Annotated in this window: 26 protein-coding genes and 1 tRNA gene; 10 read left to right on the forward strand and 17 right to left on the reverse strand. The window is 69.6% G+C overall.

The genetic code is table 11. The features are described from left to right. Window positions 1-103: 103 nt before the first annotated feature. From NLX83_RS09920 to NLX83_RS09945, 6 genes are all read right to left on the reverse strand, one after another. Complete coding sequence (locus tag NLX83_RS09920) at window positions 104-3,781, reverse strand: glycosyltransferase (RefSeq protein WP_254234532.1); 3,678 nt, start codon at window positions 3,779-3,781, stop codon at window positions 104-106. After that, window positions 3,781-5,085 (reverse strand): hypothetical protein, encoded by a 1,305-nt coding sequence (locus tag NLX83_RS09925; RefSeq protein ID WP_254234533.1) that lies wholly within the window; start codon window positions 5,083-5,085, stop codon window positions 3,781-3,783. Before NLX83_RS09925 ends, NLX83_RS09920 begins: the two co-directional genes overlap by 1 nt. A 76-nt stretch (window positions 5,086-5,161) precedes the next feature. Then, window positions 5,162-6,721 carry a hypothetical protein gene (locus tag NLX83_RS09930; RefSeq protein WP_254234534.1) on the reverse strand — a complete coding sequence of 520 codons (1,560 nt, stop codon included), beginning with the start codon at window positions 6,719-6,721 and terminating at the stop codon, window positions 5,162-5,164. Then, window positions 6,714-7,586, reverse strand: a complete 873-nt coding sequence (locus NLX83_RS09935) for a hypothetical protein (RefSeq protein WP_254234535.1) — start codon at window positions 7,584-7,586, stop codon at window positions 6,714-6,716. The genes NLX83_RS09930 and NLX83_RS09935 overlap by 8 nt, the downstream gene beginning before the upstream one ends. Further along, window positions 7,586-9,217, reverse strand: a complete 1,632-nt coding sequence (locus NLX83_RS09940; protein WP_254234536.1) for a hypothetical protein — start codon at window positions 9,215-9,217, stop codon at window positions 7,586-7,588. Before NLX83_RS09940 ends, NLX83_RS09935 begins: the two co-directional genes overlap by 1 nt. Further along, entirely contained in the window at window positions 9,180-10,127 is a 948-nt protein-coding gene (locus tag NLX83_RS09945) for a glycosyltransferase family 2 protein (RefSeq protein WP_254234537.1), read from the reverse strand. The genes NLX83_RS09940 and NLX83_RS09945 overlap by 38 nt, the downstream gene beginning before the upstream one ends. 51 nt (window positions 10,128-10,178) lie before the next feature. Between NLX83_RS09945 and msrA the strand changes: the two genes are divergently transcribed. Then, entirely contained in the window at window positions 10,179-10,766 is a 588-nt protein-coding gene (gene msrA / locus NLX83_RS09950) for a peptide-methionine (S)-S-oxide reductase MsrA (RefSeq protein ID WP_254234538.1), read from the forward strand. A gap of 43 nt (window positions 10,767-10,809) precedes the next feature. On the opposite strand, the gene NLX83_RS09955 is transcribed toward msrA, so the two are convergent. Then, window positions 10,810-11,097: a type II toxin-antitoxin system Phd/YefM family antitoxin gene (locus NLX83_RS09955; RefSeq protein ID WP_254234539.1), complete on the reverse strand. Its 288-nt coding sequence runs from the start codon at window positions 11,095-11,097 to the stop codon at window positions 10,810-10,812. A 257-nt stretch (window positions 11,098-11,354) separates the two neighbouring features. On the opposite strand from NLX83_RS09955, the gene NLX83_RS09960 reads away from it, so the two are divergent. From NLX83_RS09960 to NLX83_RS09970, 3 genes are all read left to right on the forward strand, one after another. After that, window positions 11,355-11,666, forward strand: coding sequence for a type II toxin-antitoxin system prevent-host-death family antitoxin (locus NLX83_RS09960; protein ID WP_254234540.1), 312 nt, complete (start codon window positions 11,355-11,357; stop codon window positions 11,664-11,666). After that, on the forward strand, window positions 11,667-12,185 hold the full coding sequence (locus tag NLX83_RS09965) for a type II toxin-antitoxin system RelE family toxin (protein ID WP_254234541.1): 519 nt from the start codon (window positions 11,667-11,669) through the stop codon (window positions 12,183-12,185). 72 nt (window positions 12,186-12,257) lie between these two features. Further along, window positions 12,258-13,292: a hypothetical protein gene (locus NLX83_RS09970; RefSeq protein WP_254234542.1), complete on the forward strand. Its 1,035-nt coding sequence runs from the start codon at window positions 12,258-12,260 to the stop codon at window positions 13,290-13,292. A 44-nt stretch (window positions 13,293-13,336) separates the two neighbouring features. Here NLX83_RS09970 and NLX83_RS09975 read toward each other — a convergent pair whose 3' ends face one another. After that, a complete protein-coding gene (locus tag NLX83_RS09975) occupies window positions 13,337-14,017 on the reverse strand; it encodes an alpha/beta fold hydrolase (RefSeq protein ID WP_254234543.1) in 681 nt (226 codons plus the stop codon). A 98-nt stretch (window positions 14,018-14,115) separates the two neighbouring features. Between NLX83_RS09975 and NLX83_RS09980 the strand changes: the two genes are divergently transcribed. After that, window positions 14,116-15,018, forward strand: coding sequence for a phosphotransferase (locus NLX83_RS09980; RefSeq protein ID WP_254234544.1), 903 nt, complete (start codon window positions 14,116-14,118; stop codon window positions 15,016-15,018). Between the two features lies 1 nt (window position 15,019). Here the strand turns inward: NLX83_RS09980 and NLX83_RS09985 are convergent, their stop codons facing one another. The 3 genes from NLX83_RS09985 to NLX83_RS09995 all read right to left on the reverse strand — a co-directional run bounded on the left by NLX83_RS09985 (window position 15,020) and on the right by NLX83_RS09995 (window position 17,346). After that, the gene (locus NLX83_RS09985; RefSeq protein WP_254234545.1) at window positions 15,020-15,643 is read right to left on the reverse strand and encodes a LysE family transporter; all 624 of its coding nucleotides are present in this window, start codon (window positions 15,641-15,643) and stop codon (window positions 15,020-15,022) included. 152 nt (window positions 15,644-15,795) lie between these two features. Then, entirely contained in the window at window positions 15,796-16,404 is a 609-nt protein-coding gene (locus NLX83_RS09990; RefSeq protein ID WP_254234546.1) for a lytic polysaccharide monooxygenase auxiliary activity family 9 protein, read from the reverse strand. Between the two features lie 162 nt (window positions 16,405-16,566). Then, window positions 16,567-17,346 (reverse strand): alpha/beta fold hydrolase, encoded by a 780-nt coding sequence (locus tag NLX83_RS09995; RefSeq protein ID WP_254234547.1) that lies wholly within the window; start codon window positions 17,344-17,346, stop codon window positions 16,567-16,569. A gap of 25 nt (window positions 17,347-17,371) precedes the next feature. On the opposite strand from NLX83_RS09995, the gene NLX83_RS10000 reads away from it, so the two are divergent. Then, window positions 17,372-17,779 carry an NUDIX hydrolase gene (locus NLX83_RS10000; RefSeq protein ID WP_254234548.1) on the forward strand — a complete coding sequence of 136 codons (408 nt, stop codon included), beginning with the start codon at window positions 17,372-17,374 and terminating at the stop codon, window positions 17,777-17,779. Between the two features lie 83 nt (window positions 17,780-17,862). Next, complete coding sequence (locus NLX83_RS10005; RefSeq protein ID WP_254234549.1) at window positions 17,863-19,320, forward strand: chitinase; 1,458 nt, start codon at window positions 17,863-17,865, stop codon at window positions 19,318-19,320. 67 nt (window positions 19,321-19,387) lie between these two features. On the opposite strand, the gene NLX83_RS10010 is transcribed toward NLX83_RS10005, so the two are convergent. Further along, window positions 19,388-19,693, reverse strand: a complete 306-nt coding sequence (locus tag NLX83_RS10010) for a hypothetical protein (RefSeq protein ID WP_254234550.1) — start codon at window positions 19,691-19,693, stop codon at window positions 19,388-19,390. A gap of 167 nt (window positions 19,694-19,860) precedes the next feature. Here NLX83_RS10010 and NLX83_RS10015 point away from each other — a divergent pair, with 167 nt between their 5' ends. Then, a complete protein-coding gene (locus tag NLX83_RS10015) occupies window positions 19,861-20,646 on the forward strand; it encodes a crotonase/enoyl-CoA hydratase family protein (RefSeq protein WP_254234551.1) in 786 nt (261 codons plus the stop codon). On the opposite strand, the gene NLX83_RS10020 is transcribed toward NLX83_RS10015, so the two are convergent. Beyond that, a complete protein-coding gene (locus NLX83_RS10020) occupies window positions 20,633-21,046 on the reverse strand; it encodes a PPOX class F420-dependent oxidoreductase (protein WP_254234552.1) in 414 nt (137 codons plus the stop codon). The genes NLX83_RS10015 and NLX83_RS10020 overlap by 14 nt on opposite strands. Window positions 21,047-21,105: 59 nt before the next feature. After that, a tRNA-Gly gene (locus NLX83_RS10025) sits at window positions 21,106-21,178 on the reverse strand. Window positions 21,179-21,495: 317 nt separating this feature from the next. Between NLX83_RS10025 and NLX83_RS10030 the strand changes: the two genes are divergently transcribed. After that, the gene (locus NLX83_RS10030; RefSeq protein WP_254234553.1) at window positions 21,496-21,933 is read left to right on the forward strand and encodes a DUF983 domain-containing protein; all 438 of its coding nucleotides are present in this window, start codon (window positions 21,496-21,498) and stop codon (window positions 21,931-21,933) included. Between the two features lie 159 nt (window positions 21,934-22,092). After that, window positions 22,093-22,959, forward strand: coding sequence for an Fpg/Nei family DNA glycosylase (locus NLX83_RS10035; protein WP_254234554.1), 867 nt, complete (start codon window positions 22,093-22,095; stop codon window positions 22,957-22,959). Between the two features lies 1 nt (window position 22,960). Here NLX83_RS10035 and NLX83_RS10040 read toward each other — a convergent pair whose 3' ends face one another. From NLX83_RS10040 to NLX83_RS10050, 3 genes are read right to left on the reverse strand one after another with little or no spacing between them, the layout of a single operon-like run. Next, window positions 22,961-23,554, reverse strand: a complete 594-nt coding sequence (locus NLX83_RS10040; protein ID WP_254234555.1) for a LutC/YkgG family protein — start codon at window positions 23,552-23,554, stop codon at window positions 22,961-22,963. Between the two features lie 22 nt (window positions 23,555-23,576). Continuing rightward, window positions 23,577-25,007 (reverse strand): LutB/LldF family L-lactate oxidation iron-sulfur protein, encoded by a 1,431-nt coding sequence (locus tag NLX83_RS10045; protein WP_254234556.1) that lies wholly within the window; start codon window positions 25,005-25,007, stop codon window positions 23,577-23,579. Further along, window positions 24,989-25,750, reverse strand: coding sequence for a (Fe-S)-binding protein (locus NLX83_RS10050; RefSeq protein ID WP_254234557.1), 762 nt, complete (start codon window positions 25,748-25,750; stop codon window positions 24,989-24,991). The genes NLX83_RS10045 and NLX83_RS10050 overlap by 19 nt, the downstream gene beginning before the upstream one ends. Window positions 25,751-25,765 lie beyond the last annotated feature (15 nt).

Consider the following 25,765-nt stretch of genomic DNA (forward strand, 5'->3'; position numbering starts at 1 on the left):
TACCTCCCAGCGGTCTTTAACTGCGGCACACCTTCGGAGGGTGCGCTGTAGTTAAAGACCGCTGGGGGTGGGGTTGGGGGTACTTGAAGACCGGTCAACCGCCTCAGCCAGGGGGATCACTCCAGCGGGGGGTCGGGGCGCGGGGGGGGGGGGGGGGCAGGTCGAGGCGGCGCGTGGTCTCGGCGCGGTGGCGGAGCGCGGCGGCCAGGAACAGGTTCTCCGCGCCCGCGGTCACCGCACGGGTGGACTCCGGCAGCCGGGTCAGCTCGAACAGCGGCTTCACCCTGCGGTCGGCCATCGCCAGGTCCAGCAGGCGTGCCCGCACCTCACCGGTGATCCGGCCGGAGTCGCGCAGCAGCAACACCGTCGCGAACTGCGCGAGCCGGGTCAGCTCGTACTCGGCGACCGCGTCCAGCCGCGCGCGCTGCTCGTCGGTGAGCGGATCGCCCAGTCCCACGGCGGACATCGCCAGCTTCGACAACGGCGGCAGGCCCTCGTCGAGATCGTCCTCGCGGTGGCCGGTGATCGCGTCGCCGTGCTGGCGGTAGGAGTACAGCGGCCGGTCCACGAACGCGATCCGCCCGGTGCCGAGCGCCATCACGGCCATCCAGTGGTCGTGGAACACCGAGATCGTCCCCGGCGGGAACGGCAGCACCTGCTCCCGCACGAAGTCCCCGCGCGCCAGGCACGCGCCCCCGGTCACCGTGTTCAGCTGGGTGAGCGCGAGCAGGTCCTCGCACTGGTTGCGCCTGCGGTGCCAGAACGAGTCCGCGAGGTGCCTGCCGTCCTGGTCGACCAGGCGCATGTCGGAGTACGCGAGCCGCACCTGCGGATCGGCCAGCTCGGCGAGCAGGGTGGCGATCTTGTCGCGGTCCCACACGTCGTCCTGGTCGCTCAGCGCCACCGCGTCCGCGTCGGCGGGCACGAGCCGCAGCGCCCGCTCGAAGTTGCGGTAGAAGCCGACGTTGTCCTCGTTCTCCACGAACACGAAGCGCTTGTCGCCGCCGACCAGCTGGCGGATGAGCTTGCGGGCGGGTTCCGGAGAGGCGTCGTCGCACAGCACGCACACCCAGTTCTTGTGCGTCTGCGCGCGGATCGACTCGAGCTGCTGCTCCAGGTACTCCCGGCTGGGCGCGTAGGTCGCCATGCAGATCGCGACCTTCGGGCCGGAGCCCGGCCACGTCACGCCCAGCGGCTTCGCACCGGTGCCGGGCAGCACGGTGAACTCGGGCAGCTGGCGCTCCAGGATCGTGCCGTCGACCAGTTCCACCCGGAGCGCGAGGTCGACGCGCTGCTCCGCCGCGACCGCGCGGACCGGGACGCGCACCCGCATGCCACTGCCGTCCGGTACGCGCAAACCCAAGGGGGACAAGGCGGCCACCACGTCGGGGCGCGGGTAGCCGAGGCTCACCGGGTGCTCGCGGCCCTGCGAGATCATCCACGCGGCGCGCAGCGGCAGGTCGGCGTGGAACACCCAGCCGGTGAACTCCACGACCTGGCCGAGGCCGACGTGCACGGGCTTGTCGGGTAGTTCCACGTGGAACCGGAGCGCTCCCTCGCGGGCCGCGCCGGAGCGGTGCCTCGCGACCGCGCCGACCACCGCGGCCAGGCCGGGAGCGTGCTTGGCGACCTTGCGGAGCACCGCGTCCGGCTCCTCGCCCGCCCGGCCCAGCACGAGGTCGCGGGCGCCGCGCAGGGCTCGCGCGGTCGGCCAGAACCGCCGGTGCCCGAGCTTGACCAGCCTCGAAGCCTCAAGGCGGTCCAGCCGGGCGCGCGTCCGGTTGAGCCGCGCGGCCATACCGTCGAGCTCCGCCCGCAGCACGGCCTCCGCCTGGCGCGCCTGCTGCGCCTCGGCCCGCGCGCGGGTCTCCTGCTGCGCGGAGGCGGCCAGCTCGCGCATGGCCATCCCCATCCGGCGGTCGAGCTTGACGACCTCGGCCTTCGCGACTTCGAGGCCGTGCCGCAGCTGCTCGACCTCCTCGGTCCGCACCGCGAGGTCCTCCTGGGCGCGCTGCGCCTCGACGCGGGTGTTGTGCAGCAGCTGCTCGAACTCGCCGCGCTCCGCCTCGATCGCGGCCAGGTGCGCGCCGATCTGGTTCTCCAGCCAGGCGGCCCGCTCGCGCAGCGCGGTGAGCCCGCCGAGCGCGTCCCAGAGCGGCGGCAGCACCAGGGCCTCGGCCTCGCTGCGGATCGCGTCCGCGGTGGCGGAAGCGGCCTTGCCGGTCACCAGCTCCTGGAAGCCCGACTCCGCCTCGACCAGCTCGTCCCAGCGGCTCTCCGCCGCCGCGCGCAGCCCGATCGGCTCGCAGAGCCGCAACAACAGGCCGCGCAGCGTGATCGCGTCCTGCCAGGGGTGCGCGGCGCGGCTGGTGACCACCTCGCGGCAGAACTCCAGCAGCGCGCGCAGCTCCGCCAGCTCGGCGTCGACACCGGAACCCGCCAGCCACTCGCGGTCCACCCGCACGGTCGAACCGTCCGGCAGCACCACGACGTTGCCCGGGTGGATGTCCAGGTGGTCGGGCGGCAGCACCGGAACACCGGGTCGCCCGGGGAGGAACGGGTGCAGCAGGTCGTCCTCGGCCAGCGGACGCGCGCCCGCGTGGCAGACCTCGCGCCACAACCGCAGGAGCCGCTCAAGTTCTTGCCGGTCACCGGCGTGCAGCGCGTCCAGCAGGTGCGCGTCCAACGGGCGCCCGGGAACCAGCGGCTCCTCGGCCACGACCTGGTGGCGGAGCCAGCCGTCAGCCGCTTCCCTCGCGCCACCAAGGGTTTCCAGCCGGAACTGCGGGGAGAGCACTCGCGAACGCCGGAAGGCCGTGCGCCGCGAGTTGTTGACCATCCAGCCGATCTGGTCCTGCGTGTGCGCGCGGATCGCGTCCCCCGACCGCGCGGCGACGATCAGGAAACACGGCGCGGTGCTCAGACCGAGCCCCTCACCGACGAGAACCCGTTGCAGCGCACGGCCGGAGACCACCGCGTCGTTGCCACCGAACGCCCCATGGAGGGGATCGCGCACGAGCTTGTCGATCAGCTCCGGCGCGTCCGGGCGGTTGAAGATCCGGCCGTCCAGCACGACCTTGGGAAGCTTGTAGTCGGGGTAGGGGACCAGCCAGCGCTGAGCGCTCAAGCCGTGTTCGGCGAGCATCTCGGCCAGCTTCTTGGCGCCCCACGTGCGCGGGCTGCGCCGGGGACTGGGGTAGTCCGCCAGACCCACCCACGGGGTGCTGTGGTGGTCCTCGTGCCGCCCGGCGAGGTAGCCCAGCCCCAGCTGGTTCTCGATCGCCAGCACCAGCACGCCGTCGTCGGCGAGCGCGCCGACCGCGCTGCGCAGGGTGTTCGCCGGGCCGTCCGGATCGCCCGCGGTGTGTTCGAGCAGCCCGCACAGCAGCACCAGGTCGAACGGGTCGCGCCCGGCGAGGCCCTGCTCGACCCGGCCGGTGACGATCTCCACGTTGGCCAGGTCGCGGCAGCGCACCCGCGCCGCCTCGGCCCGGCTCGGCACGCCCTCGACGCCGAGCACGTCCGCCCCGGCCTCCGCCAGCCCCCTGGCCAGCACACCGCTGCCGCACCCGAGGTCCGCCGCGCGCATGCCCTCGCGCAGCCGCAACGGGGCCAGCAACCCCTGGCGCTGCGGGGAGAAGTGGTAGCTCAGCTCCCACCCGACGGCCTGCGCGGCCAGTTCGTCGGAGCCGGAGGAGACGTCCTTGGCGGCGCGCAACGCCGACAGCACCGAGTCCTCGGCGCCGTCGGCGTAGCGAACCTCGTCGTCGCGCTCCGCCATTACGCCGGCGGGTACTGCTTGAGCTGGCGCTCCATCAGCGCCTTGAACGCGGTCTCCGCGGCCGGGCCGTCCGGGCCGAACGCCTCGACGCGGACGACCGAGGTGGCGGTCTTGTAGTGCGCGCGGTAGGTGGCCCCGCCACTCGCGTCGGTCTTGACCCGCGCCTTGACCGACTCCGGGGTGCCCGCGCCGGTGTAGGGCTGGAACCCGGCGTTCGCGTACATCTTGTCGATCTCGTCGAAGACCTTCTGGAGCGCGTCACCGGACGCCTTGAACTCCCAGAGGCCGAGCTTCACGTTCTTGTCCTCGGTGCCGTAGCCCAGCACCTCGGTCGCGCCCGCCTCCTTGAGGACCTTGACCTCGTCGGGGGTCGGCACGTTCGCGGCCACGGCGGAGTCGATCCCGTGCGCCATGTTCGCCCGCAGCGTGCCGTCGAGGTCGACGAACTGGCCGCCCTTCGGCTTCGGCTTGGGCGGGGGAGTCGTCGTGGTCGGCGCGGGCGGGGGTGCGGAGGACGACGCGACGGGCGGGGTCTCGCCGCCGTTGTTGCTGGTGAAGTACCAGATCGCGAGGCCACCACCGACCAGCAGCAGCACCACGGCCACGATCGCCACGATCTTGCCGACCTTGGAGCCGCTGTTGCTCTCGAAGACCTCGGGGCCCTGCCGCGGCCAGGCCGAGGTGGAGCCGAAGTCCGGCGGCAGGTCGTTGCTCGCCCACGGCGGGGTGGAGCCGTGCGGCTGCTGCTGCGGGTAGGGCTGGTGCTGCGGGTGAGCGGGCCACGGGCTGCCCATCTGCTGCTGCTGTTGCCCGGGGAAGGGCTGCTGCTGCGGCTGGTAGAGCGGCTGACCGGCGCCGGGAACGACCTGGGTCCGGTCCGCGTCGCCCGCGTTGTGCTGGGTGGACACCACCTGAGTGCGGTCGGCGTTGTCCCCGACCGGCGACACGACCTGGGTGGCGTCGCTGCTCGGGGCCACGACCTGGGTCGCGTCCGCGGGCGGCTCCTCGGCCTTGGGGGCCTCCTCCGCCGCCGGAGCCTCTTCGGCCTTGGGCTCCGCGGCGGGTTCATCCTTGACCGGCTGGATGATCTGCGTCGTCTCGGTCTCCGCCGGAGCGGAGTTCTCCCACCGGAACGGGGGAGGGAACGGGCCGTCGCCGCTGCTCGGCTCCGGCTGCTTCGGCGTCGGACCCGCCGCAGATGCCTGGGCGAGCAGGTGGTCCCGGCGCTGGCGGTACTGGTCGGCCGAGATGTTGCCGGCCGCCAGTTCGGCGTCAAGGCTGCGCAGCTCTTCCTGCCAGCTCACAGGCACCCCCTAGTGGTGTCGTCCCTAAGTTGGGCTAATTCTGCCGAAAGGGGACTGGATCCCTCATCCGGCTCCGTCAGGCGTCCCGCACCGTGGGCAACCGGTACAGCACGCCACCCGATCCGACGACGACCGAGGCGCCCGCGATCCCCGGGATCGCCACCGCCCGCCAGCCGAGCCGGGCCTGTCTGGTCTGGAGCGCGCCCTGCAGGTCGGGGCGCGGCATGCCGACGGCGCCACCACCCTGCACGATTCCGGCTCCGTCCACCACAAGAACACAGTCGACCGGCTTGCCGTCCACCATGGCCCAGCCAGAGATCTTGGCATCCCCGGTGATCGGCCCCGAATCGACCGCCCCCGTGGTGAGTTCGCGCAGCGCACCGACCTTCGCGCCGAGCTCCGTGCCGCAACCGATGCCGAACGCGTCGGTGAACGGGTAGCTGCGCATGCCCTTGAGGCGGCTCACCACGTCCGGAGTGGACTGGAGCTCCGCGATCGTCCTGTCGGCGCCGACACGCATGGCGACCTCAAGGACGCGCTGGTCGAAGTACAGGTTGCGGACCGCCGTCGCCAGGTGGGTGCCGAGCGCGTAGGTCGCCACGCACACCACGAGCGAGCCCGCGAGCACGGGCAGACCCGGCCGGTGCACCGCGAGGAGCACGAGGAGCGCCGCCGTGGCCAGCATCGGCGCGAGGGCGAACCGCCCGGCCAGCGCCACGTCCACACCGGACCCGACGCGGGTGATCGCGATCATCGCGCCGATCAGCACGCCCCAGAGGCCGAGCCCGACCCACGCCGCGTTCTCGGCGTCACGGCGCTTGAGCACCACCGCGATCAGCCAGAACAGCAGCACCCCGATCACCGCTCCGGCCAGGACCGCGAAGTCGGCGTACCGATACGCCCACTGCTGCCCGAGCGTCCCCGCGAGCACCGACAGGTAGTTCTCCGGGCCGAGCGGATACGGCGATTGCAACGAATCGGTCTCGAAGGTCAGCGCCCACGCGCCGCCCGTGATCACCAACACCACCAAGGGCGCGACGATCTGCCACAGCGCGTCCCGGCGCAGCCACGCGATGAGCGCGATCACCGGCCACAACGCGAACCCGGCTCCGAAGCACGCGCAGGCGACCGCGACCGCGATCATCGCCAGCACTGTGCGGCCGCGTTGTGCGTAGAGCAGCGCCAGGACTCCGGGCACCGCCATCAGCAGCCAGGTGGCTCCGGTGACTCCGACGCCGTACAGCTCCAGTTCACGCGAACCGAAGAGCAGGAACGAGAACGCCGCCGTCAGCGCGAAACGGCTTGTGGTGGAGAGGTCCTTCGGCAGCATTCGGTGCAGCACAACGAGCACGACCAGCGACAACACCACGGTGAGCAGGCCAAGCGTGTGGTTGTTGCCGCCCAGGTACCGCGCCTCCGCCCAGAACAACAGGCGCGGGATGAAGGTCGGATGCCCGTTGTGCTGCTTCAGCAGGCCCGCCGGGTCAAAACTGCCGTCGGGATGCGTCGCACCCTCGACGAACCACCAGTAGTCAGCGAAGTTCAGCCGAGGTGACCGCAGCACCTCGAAGATCGTCACCAGCACGGGCAGTGCGGCGACCGCGGTCAGCACGCGCGCGACACGCTTGTCACCCACCTCGGTTCCCCCTCGTGAATCCCACGGCCAGCGCGACATCGGCGACCGTATGGCACAGCCGCAGCAGCAACGCCACCGAGGCGGCTCCGGGCCCACCGATCACCGGAGCCAGGGCCGCGACCAGCACCGCTTCCCTGGCGCCGAGCCCGGCCGGAGCGATGATCACCACGAGCCCGACGACCCACGCGATCGCGAAGGCGCCCGTGCAGGTCACCGCCACGCCGAGCATGTCGTTCGCCGGTGCCAACGGCGTTACCAGCACGAACGCGCTCAGCCCGTAGGCGGCCCACGCGGGCGCCATCCACGCCAGCGCAGCCCCCACGCTCGACCACGTCATCGGCAGCCGCTCCGGGGCCCCGAGCTTGGCGGGCATGGCGGCGACGAGCCTCGTCAGGACCTTGGGGTGCAGCAGCGCCACCGCAGGCACCGCGATCAGCAGGCTCAGGTCGCTGTAGCGGGGCAGCAGTGCCGCGCCGACCACCACACCGCTCACCAGGTGCACGGCGAGGAACCGCGCTCCGACGCCGAGCGTGACCGCCGCGGGGACCCCGTGCCGTGCGGCGAAGCGGACCTGGGCGACGTACGGCCACACCAGGCCCGGCAGGTACTTGCCGACCTGCGCCGGGAAGAACACCCGGCAAGTGTCCACAGTGGTCAGTCGATGGCCGAACGAGGTCAGCCCCGCCGCCCACATCCGCGAGGTCGCCAGCAACCCGAGCCCGGCGAGCACCGTCGCGATCAGCCCGCGCGCCCAGCCGATCCGCTCGAAACCCGCGAGGACTTCGGGAATCCGGTCACGGAAACCGACCGCCGCGACAACCACGGCGAGCACCACGAACAGGATCTGCGGCAGGGCCTTGCGCATCAGCGGGGCACTCCGGCCGACACCCGCCGCAGACCGTCCTTTGTGGACACAATGATCACGCCGCCGTCCAGGTCCGGTGATGCGACCGCGCGCCAACCACCTCGGGACTCGGCCACGCCGAGCACCGTCATCAGCTCCGGGCGCGGAATGCCGACGAGGCCACCGCCCTTGATCATCCCGTGGCGGTCGGTGACGAGCACGCAGTCCGCGCGCTTGTCCCCGGCGAACGCCCACCCGCCGATCACCGCGTCGCCGCGCACCGGGGTCTCGACAAAGCCCGCGTTGCCCGCGTCATCTGGGCGTTCCGGCAGGTCAGGAATGGAGGCGAGGTCCACGCGCCCGCCCAGCTCCAACCCCTTGCAGCCGAGCGTGAAGCCGCCGTTGAAGGGATAGGCGCCGATGCCTTTGACGGCGGGCACCGTGTCGGGCTTGGCGCGGAACTCGGTGACGACCGCGTCGGCTCCCGTGCGCATGGCGACCGCCAAGAGGGGTTGCGAGCCGAACTGGCTCCGCACGTTGGCGGCCTGCGCGCTACCGATTGCGTAGGTGGTCAAACCGATCGTCATCGCGAGCGCGACCACGCGCACCGTCGACAGCACCGGCCAGCTGATCACCACGAGTGCGAGCACCGCGCACAACGCCAGCGCAGGAATGGACGCGTAGCGACCGGTGTCCGTGGGCGTCAGGCCAGCTCCGGCGCGCGCCACGCTGATCATCGTCGCGGCTCCGGCCGCGTAGACGGCGACTCCGACCCACGGTGTCTGCGGGTGGTTCTCGGAGGTGGCCAGCCGTCGCCGCACCGCCAGCCACGCGAATCCGGCCACCAGGAGCGCAGTGACCGTTCCCGTGCCCGTCGCGATGTCGATGTTGGTGGACCACAGCTGCCCCAGCGTCGCCGCCACGGTGGCCAGGTAGCTGTCGAGGCCGAGCGGATTTCCCCTGTTCAGACTCGGTTTCGGCCCGTATGTGAACGCCCACACGACCACGATCGCCAGGCACGCGACGAGCGGTGTGACCACCCACCGCACGCGCTGCCGCCGCAGCCAGTTGATCACCGCGAGGGCGGGCCACAACGCGAAGGCGGTGCCGTAACAGGCACAACCGACAAGCCCGACGACGAGCGCCCAGACGTGCTTGCCGCGCAAGGTCAGCAGGATCGCCCCCACGGCCGCGAGGTTCGCCGACAACCACCCAGTGCCGCTGAACCCGAACGCGAAGTTGTGCAGTCCGCTGGTGCTGAACAGCAGGAACGAGAACGCGGCAGTGAGGGCTGCGCGCCGGGTGTCGCCGAGCTCCGGAGGCAGCAGTCGGCGCATCAGGAACACCGTCGCCCCGGCCACCACGACATCGATGAACCCGAGGACCTGGTTGAAGCCGCCGAGGAGCTTCGCCTCCGCCCAGAACAGGAGTCCGGGCAGGAACATCGGGTGCTCGTTCTGGTAGGTCAGCACGCCGCGCGGGTTCAGGTCGCCGTCCGGCTCGGTGATCCGCCCGAACACCGACCAGTAGTCCAGGAAGTGCAGCCGGGGCGCGCGGAGCACTTCGAAGAGCATCGCCGCGATCGGGACCGCGGCCAGGACCAACAGCAGCGCGCTAGCGGTCCGGCCCCGGGGTGGTGCGATCGACGACATATCGCTCTACTTCCTCGCTCTGCAGGGTCCGCGCCAGCACCAGCTCCGCGATCAGCCCGAGCCCGACCAGCTGAACGGCCAGGATCTCCAGCAGCACGCCGAGGGTGAGCAGCGGACGGGTCCCGATCGACTGGTCGGTGAAGGCCCAGACCCCGGTCAGGTACAGCAGGATCATGGTCCCCACCAGCCCGGACAGCGCGCCCAGCCCACCGAACAGGTGGCCCGGCCTGCGGCCGTACCTGGTCAGCGCCACCACCGTGAGCAGGTCCAGCGCACCGCGCAGGTAGCGCTCGAAGCCGTACTTGGAGCGCCCGTGCTCGCGCGCCCGGTGGTGCACCGGCTCCTCACCGACCCGGAACCCCATCGCGTGCGCCAGCGCGGGCACGTACCGGTGCAGCTCACCGTGGATCGGGATCGTCGTGAACACCTCGCGGCGCCCGGCCTTCAGCCCGCAGTTGTGGTCCCGCAGCCGCAGCCCCGTCACCCACCCCGTGACCGTGTTGAAGAACTTGGACGGCAGCCGCTTCGACAACGGGTCCTTCCGGTCCTTCTTGTGCCCGCTGACCAGGTCCGTCCCGTCCTCAAGGCGCGCGAGGAGCCGCGGCACCTCCGCCGGGTCGTCCTGGAGGTCCGCGTCCATCGTCACCAGCAGATCGCCCCGGGCTTCCCGGATCGCGACCGCGAGCGCCGCCGCCTTGCCCATGTTGCAGCGCAGGCGCAGCGCACGGACCCGGTCGTCCGCCGCGGCCAGCTCCGACATGACCTGCCAGCTCCGGTCCGCGCTGCCGTCGTCGACGAACACGACCTCCCAGTCGAACCGGGGATCGAGGCTCTCGTGCAGCTGGCGGACGAGTTCGGTGATGGTGTCCTGTTCATCCTTGGCGGGGACGAGGACGGACAGGGTCGGCACGCGGAGGATTCTGCACGTTAACCGCAGTCCCGGCGCGCGTACCCTGGAAGGGTGACTGCGACTCATGCTGTCTGGCCGGACCGGACCATCCAGCCGCCCTTCCCCGCAGGGCTGCACACCGCCGTCTTCGGGATGGGCTGTTTCTGGGGCGCCGAGCGGCTGTTCTGGCAGACCCCCGGTGTCTGGTCCACCGCCGTCGGTTACGCGGGCGGTCGCACCGACTCACCGACCTACGAGCAGGTCTGCGCAGGTATCACCGGCCACGCCGAGGTCGTGCTCGTCGTGTTCGACCCCGCCAAGGTCTCTTACGAGGCGCTGCTCCGCGTCTTCTGGGAGGGCCACGACCCCACCCAGGGCATGCGCCAGGGCAACGACATCGGCTCTCAGTACCGCTCCGCCGTCTACTACGCGTCTGACGACCAGCGCGCTCTCGTCGAGGCCAGCCGCGACGAGTACCAGAAGTCGTTGACCTCCGCGGGCTACGGCCCGATCACCACCGAGATCGCGCCGCTGCGGGAGTTCCACTACGCGGAGGGCTACCACCAGCAGTACCTCTCCGAGGCCAAGAACCCGAACGGCTACTGCGGCCTCGGCGGCACCGGCGTCTCCTGCCCGGTCGGCCTCGGCGTCAGCGAGTAGGACCTGCAACTGTCACCTGCCGTATTGATCGTCCCAATCAGCTTCATTCCGCAAGCTCGTGCCGTGTTCCGCCACCGGACTCCAGGCGCTCGATGGCAGTGATCAAACGACGCGCGTTCTCCAGGCTGCGCAGCAGGTAGGCGGCTTCTTTGAGCGACTGGTAGTCGTCAAGGGACACAATCACGACTGGTTCGTGCCCAGCACGGGTGATCACGACCTCTTCGCGATCGTTGACCACGGCGTCGAGCGTCTCGGCGTACTTCGCGTGAGACTCGGCGTAGCTCATAGCCTTCACCAGCATTCTCCCTTCGACGTACAGAATGCTGTACATCGGACATGGCCTGTGGGCATCCGTGGAAGTGAGTTGGCTGTCTGACGGGCGCGCGTGAGAATCGTTCGCATGGCCAGGTCGACTTCTTCGCCGACATCGTCGAGACGCGCGCGGTCAGCTCGGGCACGAGCGCTTCGTCTCGCCGACAGGCCGCAATGAGTTCCAGCGCGACCTCGGACCGGCTCCTGGTCGGTGGCGCGGCAACCTCTTGGCGCAAGCCGGTAGACAACCTGTACAGGTTTCTGTATAGATGGGGCATGGGTGCTTTGAAGGACGCTCATGAGCTCACGGTCACCGAGGCGACCAAGCGTGGCGTAGCCGGTCTGGTTGCCGATGCCGAGCACGGCGATGCCCTCGTGGTGACGCGCCGCCATCGTCCAGTGGCCGCCGTGGTCAGCGTTCGGCGCTTGGCTGAACTGGAGGAAGCTGCGGCTGATCTTCGAGATCTGGCGCTCGTCCTCGCCCGCTCCGCGACCGACTCAGGACGCCGCACTTCGCTGGACGACGTGCTGGCCGCCTTCGGGCACACCCGGGAATCGCTCGCTGCGGTGGAGGACGACGAGCAGTAGATGGTCGAAGTCGCCTTCACTGATGCCGCCATTGACGATCTGCGTCGGCTGGGTCCGGATGTGGTGCCCAAGGTCCTCAAGAAGATCCTGATCCTGCTGGACGATCCCGAAGCAGGTCATCCCCTCGGTGGAAAGCTCACGGGTTTTCGCAAGCTGGTGGTCGGCCGCAACCATTGGCGCATCGTGTACCGCCTCGCTGATGACGGCTCGATCGAGATCTGTGAGATCTGGTGCATCGGTGCCAGGTCGGATTCCGAGGTGTACGCCGAAGCCACCTCGCGAGTTGCCCGCGTGGCCGAGCGAAGCCCCGCCCTGCAACGGCTCGCCGATGTGATCGCCAAGCTCGGCCGACTGGCCGGAGACGTGGTTGTCGCACCTGAGCCGCAAGGTGAGCCCGTGCCGGACTGGCTTGCTCAGCGCCTGGTCCACACCGCAGGCGTACCTCCGGAGAAAGTCGCTGCGCTCAGCCTCGAACAAGCGGTGGATCTCTGGACGGCGTTCATCAGCAACCCCCGGTAGTGACTGGGCTGCCGCTTCGCCATCCCTGGAAGTGAGTTGGCTGTCTGACCGGCACGCATGAGAATCGTTCGCATGGCCAAGGTTGACTTCTTCGCCGACATCGTCGAGACGCGCACCGTGCTCGGCGTTGACGAGCACCTCGGCCCCGACCTCGCCTCCGAGGTGTTCGGTTCGAACTGCGGCGAGAATTTCTTCGATCCGAACTTCTGGCGCGATTACGGCTTCCTGGAGATCTTCTGGACGAAGCGCCCACACGGCCGTGGCTATTCGGGCCACCACTTCACCTTCCAGACGCACCGACTCGGCTTCGTCCCAGCACGTGTGGTCAGCAGGACCATTTGGGCCCGCCACGGGCTGACCCCGTTCAAGCATCCGCTGCTCTTCGTCGATCTCAAGGCCGAACTGGACCGTCGCGGTGTCACGCTCGTTCCGGTCGGCGAGCCGGAGTTCGAGTACCAGACCTACGTCCAGCCCGAGTCCGGCGTCGAGGTCATGGTTCTGATCGCCGAAGACGGGTTCGACGTGGTCGGCAGTGTCCAGAAGATCGCCTCGCCGTACTGGCGCCATTCCGCCGAGCGGCACCGGTGCAATGCGAAGTACAGCCGGGAATCGGTCATGCGATCGCTGGAGGAGCTGTTGCCGCTCTCCGACGACGACCGGGCCAGCCGTGTCAGCGACGATCCGGACTGGTGGTTGTCCCGTTGCCTGATGGCGAACACCCACGCTTTTCGCGAGCAGGATCTGCCCGATCGGCGGGAATGGGTCCGGTTCGCGTTGTGGGCGTGGGAGCACGGTGTGCGGACCGGCACCGTCGATCCCGCTCTTGCCGCAATCGAAAAGGCCGACGTGGTGCACCTGCTCGACGACTGGAGACCCGAGCGCTACGACGAACTTCGCGACCTACTGCCCTCCGCCGAATCCCTCGTCGCGGATTGCCTGAACGCGCTGCCTCGCAGCTACACCGCCGAGCTGACCTACAGGAACAAGAACCTCATCGACGCGGCTTTCAACCTCCGCCACGCTGTTTCCGACGCAACGCTCCTGCGAGAACTGGACGCCCGCGTCGCCTGGCGCCACCGCCGCGCCCGCCTACTGCTCCCTCAGTAACCAGGACTCCGCGCTGGCCCGAAGTCATCGAGGCTCCCACACAGCTAGTTCTGAACTTTTTCGGCGATTGACACGATCACCTCGGTCAGCAGCTCGGGGTGGGAGAGGAACGGGTGGTGTCCGGCGGGCAGCTCCACGACATGCCCGGCGCGGCGAGCTGCCGAGCGTTGGAGGTCGGGAGAAGTGGCGCGGTCCTCGGCGCACACGACGTAGGTCGACGGCACGTCATGCCAGGCGACGGCGGTGGGTGTCTGGCCGAAGACGACAGCGGACTGCGGGGTCAGCCGCGCCCGCGCGCCCTCGAAAGCGGCGTCGTCGCAGTCGTGCGCGAACAGTTCGCGCAGCGACGAGGTCCGAAGGCTCACGGTCCCGTCACCGTTGGGCTGCACATGTGGAGAGCTGCCGAAATCGCTCAGCGCCTCGTGTGCCTCGGGGAGGAAGGAGTCGATGTAGATCAGGTGCCGCACGTGGGGCAGGCCAGCGGCAGCCGAAGTGATCACCATGCCGCCGTAGGAATGTCCGCACAGGAGCACGGGCTCATCGGTGGAAGCGAGCACGGCGCGCACCGCGGCGACATCGGCGTGGAGGTCGCCGAGCGCGGCCGAACAGCTCGGGAGGTCGACCGCCTCGCTGGTGATGCCGTGGCGCGAAAGCAGTGGCGTCATGCGGCTCCACCACCATGGGCCGTCCGTCACCAACGCGCCGTGCACGAAAACCAGTCTCATGCGGCCAACGTCGCACGTTCGGATCACAGAAAGCGCCGGGTTCGCGGTGAGCGCAAATCGGGTTGCGACCGCCGCCGGGGCCGCTGAGGATTCGCCGGGTGACCGAGTTCGCGGCCGTTGCCGATGTCGCTGAGGTGTTCGAGCGCCTTGGAGTGCGGCCGAAAGGCACCCACTCCTGCTACCAGTGGTCGCCGGTCTTCCGGGCGGAGCGCGATGGCGAGGCGGTGGTGCTCAAGCGCACGGCGGACCGCATTGCCGACTGGTGCCATCGCCTTGACGCACAAGGCATTCCGGTGGTCGTGCCGGTGGACGCGGCCGTGGTGGGCGGTAAGAACTGGGTGATCTACCCGTGGATCGACGGACGCCGGTACGACGGAAGTCTTGCCGACATCGCCGCGGCGGGAGATCTGCTCGGACGCATTCACGCGGTCGGAGGGACGGAGCTCAGGCCGTTCATGTGGCCGGTCTACAAGCCCGGCGAGCCGGCGAAGGACCTGCCCGGACTGCGCGAGAAGTTCGGTGAGCACGCGCCGGAGCACCTGGACGCGATCATGGCGCGTCTTGGGCCGCTGGGGGAGGGCTTCGAGCGGACGACGCTGCCCGCGATCCGCGACGCCGGGCTGCCGGTGGTCGACGCGACGATGGACTACAAGGCCAACAACCTCGTCTTCACCGATGACGGGCCGGTGCTCATCGACCCGGACAACGGTGAGTGCCTGCCGCGCGTGCTGGATCTCGCACTGGCCGCGTTGATGTTCCACATGGAGGACATCCCGGGCAGGCCCTTCACCAGCGAGGAGTGGATCACCTTCCGCGACGCCTACCTGGCACACGTGGAGCTGACCGGTGCCGAGGTGGCGGCGTGGCCGGACGCGATCGACTACATGCTGTGGGAGTTCGGGACCTGGGCGATGGCCGACAGTTCCGAGTGGCACGTTCCGCGCCAGCGCTCGTTCCTGATCGGCCTCGCCCAGGTCCGGGCGGACGACCTTCCTGTCTGAGTCAGCCGGAGAGCAGCAGGTCCACGGCCAGGCCCGCGATCACCGCACTGGACACCAGCGCCGTGACCAGCCTGCCGCGTTGACCGGTGAGCAGGCGGCCGAGCACGGTTCCGCCCCCGGCGAGGACCAGCTGCCAGCTGGCGGACGCGGCGAACGCCGCCAGCACGAACACCATGTCCCCCAAGGCTCCCAGGCCCGCCGCACCCTGGCGACCGAGCACCAGTGCCCCGAAGTAGACGATCGTCAACGGGTTGAGCAGCGTCAGCCCGAGAAAGCCGAAGAACGTCCGCAGGGACGTCGTCGGCCGCGCGTCGACCTGGCCGGGCGGTGCCCGGTAGTGGCGCAGCGCCACCACCGCCGTGCGCACCGCGAGTCCAATGAGGACAGTGACGGCCAGCCAGCGGAGTGGGACGGCGACGGGGTGGATGACTCCGGCGAGCGCGGCCCCGCCCAACACCGCCACCAGGGCGAACAGGCCGTCGGCCGCCGCGACGCCGAGGGCTGCGGCGGCGCCGACGCGGAACGAGGTCCGGGCGCTCAGACTCATGATCAAGGCCGCGATGGCGCCCACCGGGACGGCGATGCCGTACCCGGCGAGCAGGCCCGCGACCAGGACCTCGGTCACGACCTTCGCGGATGGTCGTGACCGAGGCCCGCGGACGCCTGCTGTCGCCGCACACCTTCCGCCGGAGCGGAGGTCTGCGCGCGAGGCATACGGGTTTCAGTCACGCCGCGAAGTCTGCGGCACGCCCGTCACCCCGGCCAAGCGAATTACCGTCAGCCGAAATTGACATCGGCGCAGGAGTAGAACGCATTCGCCGTGTCGTGGACGTCCCACACCGCGTAGATCAAATGCTTGCCGGTCTTGCCGGAAGGCAGTTGCGCGGTGTGCGAGTACGTCGTCGGCGGTTGCTTTCCGCCGTAGTCGACGGTCGCGAACGGGGTCAGTTCGAGCTGGTCCCTCGTCAGCGGCTGCGACGGGTTGTAGCCGTTCTTGGTGATGTAGTAGTGGAACTTGGTCGTGCGGTGCGGAGCGGTGAACGTCCAGGTGAACTGGTAGTTCGAGCCGCCGGACAGCGTCGGGGCCGGCCAGCTCCCGCCGCGCGGGTCGTCGAGCTGCTTGAAGCTCGCGTTGCCCGCGCTGCACAGGCTCCCGTTCGCGGGACCAGCGCCCGGGAATCCCTTCGGGCCTTCGACGCTCTGCGGCTCCCATTGGATCGGGCCGCAGTTCTGGACCACGCCGAGCTTGCAGTTGTAACTGCGGCTCGCCGGGCTCTGGGTGTATCCGTGCGCATTTGCCGTGCCTGCGGTGACCAGGCTGAGGGAGACCGGGATAAGGCCGAACAGGGCGACCCCGACTGCCCGCTTGAAGTGTTTGCTGAGCATTTCTGCCCCTCTCCGGCGGCGGAGCAATTCGATGGTTACATTCGGCCGGACGGGGCGGACAGCGCCGGGCGGGGGAACCTGGTCCGCCGTCCGGGGCCCACTTTGGTCTAGACCTCGGGCCGGCTGGCCCAGTCCGATCGGACCGGGAGAACCCGCGCTCGCCTAGATCTCGCCGAGGAAGTAGCTCAGTGCCGCGTTGACCTGGTCCGGGCACGTCAGCGGGGAGGCGTGCGCGCCGCCCTCGATCGGCACGACGCCGACGCAGTACCGCAGGGCTTCGCTCAGCTCCTCGGCCTCCTGCGCGCCGAACAGCGGATCGGCGGTGCCGTACATGACGACTGCGGGACAACGGATCTGGCGCAGCCGCTCGCTGATGTCGTCGCGTTCCAACAGGCAGGTGGCGGGCTCGGCGATCAACTCGCGATCGCGCTCGCGCCACTTCGCGGCCCACCGGGCGTTCTCGGCGGGGGAGTTGATGGTCAACGCGGCGAAGACCGTGGTCAGCTCGTCGACCGGGCCCTCGGCGAGCCACCTGCCGAACATCCGGCCGTAGAAGTCCTGTGCCCGCGGGGATTCCTCACCGGCGAGCGTGCTGATCAGTGCGAGCGCGACGATCCGGTCCGGGGCGAGCAGCGCCGTGCGCATCGCCGCGAACCCGCCCTCCGCGACGCCGACCAGCGCCGCCTGCTCGATCTCCAGGTGGTCGAGCAGACCGAGGCAGTCCCGCGCCAGGTCCCAGTAGGTGAAGGGGAGACGGTCCGACTCGGTCAGCCCGTGCCCGCGCGCGTCCCACGTGATCACCCGGTACTCGCGGGCCAACTCCTGCTGGGCGGCGAACATCTCGTGGTCCATGAGGATTCCGTGCGAGAACACCAGCGCGAGGCCCTCACCACCGCTGTCCTCGTAGTGCACCCGCTGCCCGTTGATCTCCGCGAAAGGCATGCCGCAGCCTGGCACAGTGGTCCGCGTGCGATTCATCGACCGGGTGGCCTGGCTGAACGTCCGCGCAGGGAAGGTGCTCGGCGCGCGCTCCTCCGGCAACGACGTGTTCTACCTCCCCGGCGGCAAGCGCGAGCCCGGAGAGTCCGATGTGGACACTCTGCGGCGCGAGGTGCGCGAGGAGCTGGGGGTCACGGTGCTGGCCGAGGGCGCGGAGTGCTTCGGGGTGTTCGAGGCGCAGGCGCACGGCTTCCCGGCAGGGGTGCTCGTGCGAACCGCTTGCTACACGGCCGGATTCACCGGTGAGCCGTCGCCGTGCGGGGAGATCGCGGAGCTTCGCTGGATCGGCCCGGCGCAGCGCGACCAGCTCTCCGTGGCAGACGGCCTGATCCTGGACCGGATGCTGGCCGAGGGACTGGTGTGGTCTAGACCTTGACAGGTCCCGGTGTGGTCTAGTCCACTCATGTGAACACTCCGCCGCCGCAGAGGGTGCGCACCCGTGCGTCGGTGGGAGGAAAAGTGGCTCGGAGAGTCCTGTTCGCTCGGGTTGCCGCGCTGGCAACCCTGCTGCTGGGCGCGGCGTTCCTCGCCGTGGTCCCGGCGTACGCGGGATCGGTGACCGCGACCTTCGCCAAGCAGAGCAGCTGGGACGGCGGCTACACCGCGCAGATCACCGTGCGCAACGACTCCGGCGGCGCGGTGAACGGCTGGAAGGTCGAGTTCGACCTGCCGCAGGGCAGCGTCGGCGCGTACTGGGATGCCTTGCAGACCAACCAGGACGGGCGCTACACGTTCACCAACCGCGAGTACAACGGCGCCGTGCCGGTCGGCGGCAGCGTCACCTTTGGCTTCAACGCCACCGGAACCGGCACGCCCGCCAACTGCCGGATCAACGGCAACTCCTGTGAGGGCAGCACAACGCCGACCACGACGACCACGACCACGACTTCGGTCGTGCAGCCGCCCGCGGGCGACAAGCTGCTGGTCGGCTACCTGCACACGAGCTTCGCCAACGGGTCCGGCTACGTGCGGATGAAGGACGTGCCCAACGAGTGGGGCGTCATCCAGCTCGCCTTCGCCGAGCCCACCTCGGTCACCTCCGGCGAGCTGCGCTTCTCGTTGTGCCCGGCCGCCGAGTGCCCGAACGTGGAGAGCGAGGCGGAGTTCATCGCCGGTATCAAGGAGAAGCAGGCGCAGGGCAAGAAGGTGCTCATCTCCATCGGCGGTCAGAACGGCCAGGTCCAGCTGACCACGACGGCCGGGCGCGACGCGTTCGTGCGCTCGGTCAGCGCGATCATCGACAGGTACGGCCTGAACGGGCTGGACATCGACTTCGAAGGGCACTCGCTCTACCTTGACGCGGGCGACACCGACTTCAAGAACCCGAAGACGCCGGTGATCGTCAACCTGATCTCCGCGCTGAAGACGCTGAAAGCCAAGTACGGCAGCGGTTTCACGCTCACCATGGCCCCGGAGACCTTCTTCGTGCAGCTCGGCTACCAGCACTACGGCGGCCAGGGCGGAGCGGACAACCGCGCGGGCTCCTACCTGCCGGTGATCCACGCGCTCCGCGCCGACCTGACGCTGTTGCACGTCCAGCAGTACAACTCCGGCCCGATCATGGCCCCGGACAACCAGTACAAGCAGATGCCGAGCGTGGACTTCCACGTGGCCATGGGGGACATGGTGCTCGGCGGGTTCCCGGTGCGCGGCGACGCGAACAACGTCTTCCAAGGGCTGCGCCAGGACCAGGTCGCGCTCGGCCTGCCCGCGAGCGTCAACGCGGGCAACGGGCACACGCCGGTCGCCGCGGTGCACAAGGTCCTCGACTGCCTGATGAAGGGCCAGAACTGCGAGTCGTACAAGCCTCGTGGCACCTATCCCGGCCTACGCGGGCTGATGAGCTGGTCGATCAACTGGGACCGGTTCAACGGCGGCGAGTTCTCGAAGCAGCACTACGCGTACCTCAACCGCTGACACCCGAGCACAAGGAAACCCCCGCCGAATCCGACGGGGGTTCCCTTTGATCAGGCCGTGTTCTCGATCAGACCGCCCACACCAGTCCCGCCGCACTCGCGCTCAGCAAACCGACGAACGCCGCGAGCGAACCGTGCTTGAGCGAGTCCGACCCGCGCCGGTCGGTCAGCACCTTGGCGACCAGCGCGCCGATGAACAGCGCGACCACCGCTATCGGCGGTCCGTACATCGCCGCGGTGAACAGCGCGCTGTCCTTCGGCATCGCGGGAAGGCTCAAAGCCCATGCGAGGAAAGCGAAAACAACCGAGGCGTACCAGCCGAACAGCACCGAAACGGCACCGAGCGCCGATCCACGGCGCGTGCGACTCGTCATCGCGAACACAACCTTTCCGTTTCGTACCAGTCGTTTGACCGGAAGCGTCGAGATCAGGATGACGGCGACCTCGACGAAGGTCACCCGGATTAATTCGGCGGGCGTCAGTTGCTCTACTGGACTGAGCCGGATAACGTGAGTTACTCACGGGTAGCTTGGAGGTAGGGATGTCCGGGACGGCACTGGTCACCACCGAGCGCAGGGGCCGAATCCTGCTCATCGGCTTCAACCGCGCGGACAAGCGCAACGCCTTCACCTCGGCGATGCTCGCCGAACTCGCCACCGCCTACACCGAGCTGGAGCGCGACCCCGAACTGTGGGCGGGTGTCGTCTTCGCGCACGGCGAGCACTTCACGGCCGGTCTCGACCTGGCCGAGGTGGCGCCCAAGATCGTCGATGCCGGGTTCCCGCTGCCCGAGGGCTCGATCGACCCGTGGGGGACGCAGGGGCGGCCGCGGACCAAGCCGATCGTGGTCGCCGTGCAGGGCTGGGTGCTGACGCTGGGCATCGAGCTGCTGCTGGCATCCGACATCCGGGTGGCCGCCGACAACTCGCGCTTCGCGCAGATCGAGATCAAGCGCGGCATCTACCCGTTCGGCGGCGCGACGATCCGCTTCCCGCAGGTGGCGGGCTGGGGCAACGCCATGCGCTGGCTGCTGACCGGCGACGAGTTCGACGCGGCCGAGGCCCTGCGCATCGGCCTGGTCCAGGAGGTGGTCCCGCCGGGCGAGCAGCTCGACCGCGCGATCGACCTGGCCGAGCGCATCTGCGAACAGGCCCCGCTCGGCGTGCGGGCGACCATCAGCTCGGCCCGCACCGCCGTCACCGAGGGCGAAGCGGCCGCGGTGGCGAACCTGGTGCCAGGACTGATGAAGCTCATGGGCACGGAAGACGCCAAGGAGGGTGTGCTCTCCTTCGTCGAGCGCCGCAAGGCCGACTTCACCGGCCGCTGAGCGAGGGGCCCGCCTTCTCCAGCGCGATCCGCAGCAGCACGCGCTCTTCGGCGGCCATCGCGGCCCGGTACTCGTCCCAGTCGGAGTGCTCGCCGTTCACGGAGCGGTAGTAGTCGACGAGCCCGTCCATGGCCTCGGGCAGCTCGACGATCTCGACGGTGCCGCTGACCTGGACCCAGCGCCCGAAGAACCCGTCCGGCAGCACGCACAGCCAAGCCCGCGGATCACGTCGCAGGTTCTGGGTCTTCGCCGCCGCGGTGCGGGTGCTCACCACCACGCGCCCGTCCGAGTCCACACCGGCGAGAACCGGGGACATCTGCGGCGTTCCGTCCCGCCGCAACGTCGCCAGCACCGCCCGGTGCTGCTCCCGGACAACGCCCAAGGCCATTTCGAGGTCCATGACGCGATGATAAAAGCCGAGGGGCTCCGGTGAAGTTCACCGGAGCCCCTCGGCCTGCGAGCGGATGACGGGATTCGAACCCGCGACCCTCACCTTGGCAAGGTGATGCGCTACCAGCTGCGCTACATCCGCATGTCGAGAACTCTAACCGATGCCGGAAGCGAGATTCCACCCGGGGGTGGGGCGGGAGCGGCGGCGAGTTGCGGCGCGGGGATGTTGCTGGTCAGTGATCGTCATTGGGTTTTTGCCTCACCCGCACGTGCCAACCGGGTGCTACTCGCGGCACAATCCCCGGGTGATGCTCACCGCTCGCAGCCGTTTGCCCGGAGGTTCGGTGCTCGCCAGTTTCACCCGCGGGGCCTACCCGCGTCGCGGTACCGTTACAGACACAGAGCGCTCGGTGAATCGTGGCACCAGCGTGACCGGTGCCGACGGCTGAGGAGGCGCTGATGACGCGGTTGGTTCGAGGAGCGGACGGTCGGATGTGGACCGTGCGCACCCATATCGAGTGGTCGAACCCCGCCGGGGTCGACGAGTTCGAGCACGACGTCAACGCCGGGCGCACCTCCGGGATCGTCATGGGCGTGATCGTGCTCGGCCTGGTCGCGGTGCTGGTGGCGTGGACCCCGAGCGACGTGGTCGTCCCGTTCTGGCTGCTGCTGGCGCTGGCCATGCTCGTGCTCTTCTTCCCGGCCCGGTGGGCGCTGCGCAGGCAGTGGACCGTGGTCGCTGAGACCCCCGGTGACCTGGAGGAACACGGTCCCGAGCGATGGGTCGGCGCCGTGCGCGGCATGATGGCCGCCCACCAGGAGACCACCAAGATCGCCAGGGACATCGAGGTCTACTCGACCCCCGCCGTGGACGGCCCCCTCCAACCCATCGACTAGCCCTCCGCGTTCTTCGTACCCAATGTGACGTTGGTTTCGCTCAGCGAAACAAATGCCACATTGGGTACACAACTGCGCCGGTGTCGGGCGGTTGGTGGTTCCACGGACCGGTTACACGGACTGGGTGCGCGGGCGGAGTGCCTGGGTCAGACTGGGTGGGTGCCTGAACTTCCCGAGGTCGAGGCACTCGCGCACCACCTGCGCGAGCACGCCACCGGACGCACCGTGGGCAGGGTCGACGTCGCGTCGTTGACCGTGCTCAAGACCGTCAGCCCGCCGTGGACGGCGCTGCACGGGCGCACCGTCACGGGCGCCGGGCGGCACGGCAAGTTCCTGGACCTGGACTGCGACGGGCTGCACCTGGTCACGCACCTGTCCCGGGCCGGTTGGCTGAGGTGGGCGGACACGCTCGCCGCGGCGCCGCCCCGCCCGGGCAAGGGGCCGCTCGCGCTGCGCGTGCACCTCGGCCCGCCCGGCGAAGGGCCCGGGTTCGACCTCACCGAGGCCGGGACGCAGAAGCGGCTGGCGGTCTACATCGTCGAGGACCCGGCGACCGAGGTGCCCGGCATCGCGCGGCTCGGGCCGGACGCGCTCGCGATCACCAGGGACGAGTTCGCCGAGCTGCTGAAGAACCGGTCCGAGCGGTTGAAGACCCTCCTGGTCGAGCAGTCCACGCTGGCGGGCGTCGGCAACGCGTACTCCGACGAGATCCTGCACACCGCGCGGCTCTCGCCCTACGCGACCAGCGGGAAGCTCAAGGACGACGCGATCGACGAGCTGTTCTCGGTGATGCGGCAGGTGCTGACCGACGCCGTCGAGCGGTCGGTCGGGCAGTCCGCGGCGCGGCTCAAGGGCGAGAAGCGCTCGGGGCTGCGGGTGCACGGGCGGGCGGGGATGCCGTGCCCGGTGTGCTCCGACACCGTCCGCGAGGTCTCCTTCGCCACCAAGTCCTTCCAGTACTGCCCGACCTGCCAGACCGGCGGCAAGCCGCTGTCCGACCGGCGGATGGACCGGCTGCTGAAGTAGCTCAGTCCTGCACGATGATCACTTCGAGGGTGCGCGGGCCGTGCACGCCTTCAACACGGTCCAGCTCGATGTCGCTGGTCGCGGACGGGCCGCTGATGAACGTCAGCGGGCGGACCGGGTCCAGCCTCGCCAGCGCCTCGGGCACCGTGCCGACGACCTGCTCCGCCCGCACCACGCACAGGTGGTAGTCCGGCAGCAGGGTCAGCGCGCGCCTGCCCTGGCCGACCCCGGCGTCGAGCACGATCGTGCCCGTCTCCGCGATACCCACCGCGCACGCCGTCAGCACGCCATCACTGGAGTCCATCGCATCGATCGACAGCGGCGGCGAGTCCCGCTGCCACTCCACGTCGGGGCTGAGCCAGTCCTCCGGCAGGTCGGTCGGCGCGATCATCCGTTGCGCGCCACGGGCTTCGAGCAGGCCGTCGATCCACACGGTCAGTCGTTCCGCGCGGACGCGGTGCACGATCGCCCGGTAGTCGGCGACCCGCTCGGCGAACACGTCGATGAGGTCGCCGAGGTCCCGCGAAACGTCGTAGTCGCGGGGGATCGGCGCGGGTTGCGGGTTGTCGCGCAGCGCGATCCTGATGCGGCGCAACACCTCTGCGCGAGAAGCGGAACTAGCCACGGGTTCGCCTCCACCACGCGCGGAAGGATTCAGCAGGCGGGACAGGGAGATCGCGCGAGTCCGTCCACTTCGAGCCCGGCCACGGCAGCCTGCCGATGCGCCCGCCCTTCGCGACGAAACGGCCGAGCGAGCCGGCGCGCTGGGCGGCAGCGAAGCGCTTCGGATCGCGCATCACCCATGCCAGCGCCGACATCGCGATCGCCTCCGGACCGCGTTTTCCCTTCGCCGACACCACTTTCCCGCGCAGGTGCACGAGGATCTTCGGGATGTCGATGCGCACCGGACACGCGTCGAAACACGCTCCGCACAAGGACGACGCGAACGGCAGCGACGCGGTTTGCTTGTCCTGCAAGTTCCCCATGAGCTGCGGCGTGAGGATCGCGCCGATCGGGCCGGGGTAGACCGAACCGTAGGCGCCGCCGCCCGTGCGCTCGTAGACCGGGCACACGTTGAGGCACGCGGAGCACCGGATGCAGCGCAGCGCCGCGCGACCGACCTCGTCGGCGAGCGTCGCGGTCCTGCCGTTGTCCAGCAGCACCAGGTGGAACTCCTGCGGGCCGTCGCCGGGCGTGACGCCGGTCCACACCGAGGTGTACGGGTTCATCCGCTCCGCCGTCGAGGACCGGGGGAGCAGCTGGAAGAAGACCTCCAGGTCGCGCCACGACGGGACGAGCTTCTCGATGCCCATCACGGTGATCAGCGTCTGCGGGAGCGTCAGGCACATGCGGCCGTTGCCCTCGGACTCCACCACGACGACGGAGCCGGTGTCGGCGACCGCGAAGTTCGCCCCGGACACCGCGACCTTGGCGGTGAGGAACTTGCGCCGCAGGTGCGCGCGGGCGGCCTCGGCCAGTTCGCGGGGCTCGTCGGACAGCGTCGCCGGGGCGTCGGGCATCTCCCTGCGGAAGATCTCCTTGATCTCCGAGCGGTTCCGGTGGATCGCCGGGACCAGGATGTGCGACGGCCGGTCCTTGCCGAGCTGGACGATCAGCTCGGCGAGGTCGGTCTCGATCGCCGTGACCCCACCGGCTTCCAGAGCCTCGTTGAGGCCGATCTCCGCGGTGGCCATGGACTTGACCTTCACGACCTCGTCGGCGCCCGCGGCCTTCGTCAGCCGCAGCACGATCTCGTTGGCCTCGGCGGCGTCCCGCGCCCAGTGCACGATCCCGCCGCGCGCGGTCACCGAGCGTTCGAGGCGTTCCAGGTAACTGTCCAAATTGGACAGAACCTCGTTCTTGACCGCCTCGCCCGCGCGGCGCAGGTCCTCCCAGTCCGGGAGTTCGCCGACCGCGAGGCTGCGCTTGCCGCGGATCGTCGTGGTGGCCTTGCGGAGGTTGCGGCGCAGCTGCGTGTCCGTGAGCGCTTTCTTGGCCGCCACCGGGAAAGCCGGGGTGCCGAGCCAGGTCACCGGGTTGCGCGCCACGGGTCCTCCTCCGTGCTGGCCAGGATCTCGGCGAGGTGGACGGGCCGCACTCCGGTGCGCAGCCGGGACAACCCGCCGCCGATGTGCATCAGACAGGAACTGTCGCCCGCCGTCACGACCTCCGCGCGCGTGGTCAGCACGCAGCTCATCTTGTCGCCGAGCATCGCCGTGGAGGTTTCGGCGTTCTTCATCGCGAACGTACCGCCGAAACCGCAACAGGAATCGGCGTCGGGGAGTTCGACCAGATCCAGCCCGCGCACGTTCTTCAACAGGCGCAACGGTTTCTCACCGACCCCGAGCATGCGCAGCGAGTGGCACGTCGGGTGGTAGGTCACGCGGTGCGGGAAATACGCGCCGACATCGGTGATCCCCAGCACGTCGACCAGGAACTCCGACAGCTCGTAGGTGCGGGCGATCGCCGGGGAGACTGGGGAATCTCCGGAGCCCGTCAGGTCGGGATAGACCTCGCGAACCATTCCCGTACATGAACCGGATGGTATGACGATCGCGTCGTAACCAGCGAAGATCCGGGTGAAGTTGTCCGCAAGCGGCCGCGCCTGGTCGCGGTAGCCGGTGTTGAAGTGCATCTGGCCGCAACAGGTCTGGGCCTCGGGGAACTCGACGACGCAGCCGAGCCGCTCCAGCAGGCGAACCGTGGCCTTGGCTGTCTCCGGGAAAAGCGTGTCGGCGAGGCAGGTCGCGAAGAGCGCGACTCGAACGGCTGTTCCATCGAGTGTTCGCACACCGGACACCCTCCC

Origin of the sequence: Allokutzneria sp. A3M-2-11 16, from assembly GCF_024213555.1 — a bacterium.
Classification (GTDB): Bacteria; Actinomycetota; Actinomycetes; order Mycobacteriales; family Pseudonocardiaceae; genus Allokutzneria.

Excerpts from the sequence above, each read along its gene's own strand:
- NLX83_RS09920 (WP_254234532.1), bottom strand. The coding sequence starts at position 3,781 with ATGGCGGAGCGCGACGACGAGGTTCGCTACGCCGACGGCGCCGAGGAC.
- NLX83_RS09935 (WP_254234535.1), bottom strand. The coding sequence starts at position 7,586 with ATGCGCAAGGCCCTGCCGCAGATCCTGTTCGTGGTGCTCGCCGTGGTT.
- NLX83_RS09940 (WP_254234536.1), bottom strand. The coding sequence starts at position 9,217 with ATGTCGTCGATCGCACCACCCCGGGGCCGGACCGCTAGCGCGCTGCTG.
- NLX83_RS09955 (WP_254234539.1), bottom strand. The coding sequence starts at position 11,097 with ATGTACAGCATTCTGTACGTCGAAGGGAGAATGCTGGTGAAGGCTATG.
- NLX83_RS09960 (WP_254234540.1), top strand. The coding sequence starts at position 11,355 with ATGGGTGCTTTGAAGGACGCTCATGAGCTCACGGTCACCGAGGCGACC.
- NLX83_RS09965 (WP_254234541.1), top strand. The coding sequence starts at position 11,667 with ATGGTCGAAGTCGCCTTCACTGATGCCGCCATTGACGATCTGCGTCGG.
- NLX83_RS09970 (WP_254234542.1), top strand. The coding sequence starts at position 12,258 with ATGGCCAAGGTTGACTTCTTCGCCGACATCGTCGAGACGCGCACCGTG.
- NLX83_RS09975 (WP_254234543.1), bottom strand. The coding sequence starts at position 14,017 with ATGAGACTGGTTTTCGTGCACGGCGCGTTGGTGACGGACGGCCCATGG.
- NLX83_RS09990 (WP_254234546.1), bottom strand. The coding sequence starts at position 16,404 with ATGCTCAGCAAACACTTCAAGCGGGCAGTCGGGGTCGCCCTGTTCGGC.
- NLX83_RS09995 (WP_254234547.1), bottom strand. The coding sequence starts at position 17,346 with ATGCCTTTCGCGGAGATCAACGGGCAGCGGGTGCACTACGAGGACAGC.
- NLX83_RS10010 (WP_254234550.1), bottom strand. The coding sequence starts at position 19,693 with ATGACGAGTCGCACGCGCCGTGGATCGGCGCTCGGTGCCGTTTCGGTG.
- NLX83_RS10015 (WP_254234551.1), top strand. The coding sequence starts at position 19,861 with ATGTCCGGGACGGCACTGGTCACCACCGAGCGCAGGGGCCGAATCCTG.
- NLX83_RS10020 (WP_254234552.1), bottom strand. The coding sequence starts at position 21,046 with ATGGACCTCGAAATGGCCTTGGGCGTTGTCCGGGAGCAGCACCGGGCG.
- NLX83_RS10030 (WP_254234553.1), top strand. The coding sequence starts at position 21,496 with ATGACGCGGTTGGTTCGAGGAGCGGACGGTCGGATGTGGACCGTGCGC.